We start from the raw sequence: 1,290 nt of genomic DNA on the forward strand, positions 1-1,290 counted from the left end.
GATGATGTAAAATATCTTGTGTAAGTCAAAGAAGGCCTTCTCAAAATAAAAAAAGTAGGGTACTCTCGGAATTGTCGAAGATTCCAGAACGAGAGGAGACCCTACTATGAATTTTAGTATAACCGATATTCTGTCACAAAATCAATTGGATCAAATGGTAAAGGATTTTTTGAAAGAGAAGATTGAATTCCTGCTTCAGGAGGAGATCAAGAATTTCATCAAAGTAGAAAACCCGGATCAAAAGCTGCAGCGTAACGGCTATTACCCACGGGGCTTAGACACGAAGTACGGACGAATAGAAGAACTCAGTATCCCCAGGGATCGGCAGGGGCAGTTTCATACACAGCTATTCGAACCGTATGAGCGAAGGCACGAGAATTGGCTCGAAGAAACCATCGTTCGGATGTACCAAAGCGGAATGAGTACACGTGAAGTTGGCAAGATGGTTGAGAGACTAGTCGGCGCCTCTTATTCGGCCGCAACAGTAAGCAACATTACAGAGGCCACAATGAAGGATATAGAGGCTTGGCGAAAAAGACCCATTACGAAGCGTTTCATTGCGCTGTTTCTTGATGCGCTCTTTGTAAAGGTCAGACGCGATACCGTTGACAAGGAAGCTGTCTATATTGCCATGGGCATTACAGAAGACGGACATCGTGAAATCCTCGGCTTTTATGTTGGAGGGAATGAAAGCTCCACGGGATGGCATGATGTACTTTCCGACTTATACACACGAGGGCTTAAACAGATACTTCTGGGCGTGTTTGACGGTCTTTCGGGATTGGAAGACACATTCAGATCCGTCTATCCAAAAGCTGACGTTCAACACTGCGTGGTGCACAAGGTGCGTAACACTCTGAATAAAGCGAGGAAAAAAGACCAGTATGAGCTGGCAGAAGCCCTAAAGCCCATTTACAAAGCGCCTACGAAAAAAATAGCTATTCGAGAGTTCGAGGCATTCAAAGAAGCTTGGAAAGAACGCTATCCTAAAATCGTATCCTCCTGGGAAGAGAACCTGTCCACGTTGCTTAGTTTCATGGATTACCCGTCAGAAATACGGTATGCCATCTACACGACCAACTGGATTGAGAGGACCAACAAGGAAATCCGAAAACGGCTAAAGACCATGAACAGTCTCACAAGCATAGAGGCAGCAGAAAAAATCGTCTACTTGACCATTGTCGATATGAATGACAAGTGGACAGAAAGGATTTCAACAGGCTTCGCCAAAGCCAAGCCGAGCATTCTGCAAAAGTTCGAAGAAAAATACGGAAAGTAAAAAAATTCATA

The 1,290-nt window shown here is 44.3% G+C and carries 1 protein-coding gene; it reads left to right on the forward strand.

Going from position 1 to position 1,290, the window contains the following annotated elements:
* Nucleotides 1-106 precede the first annotated feature (106 nt).
* Complete coding sequence (locus WD019_RS21635) at nucleotides 107-1,279, forward strand: IS256 family transposase (RefSeq protein ID WP_425712809.1); 1,173 nt, start codon at nucleotides 107-109, stop codon at nucleotides 1,277-1,279.
* Nucleotides 1,280-1,290 lie beyond the last annotated feature (11 nt).

The sequence above is a fragment of the Fictibacillus sp. Mic-4 genome, assembly GCF_049843615.1.
Lineage (GTDB): Bacteria > Bacillota > Bacilli > Bacillales > Fictibacillaceae > Fictibacillus_A > Fictibacillus_A gelatini.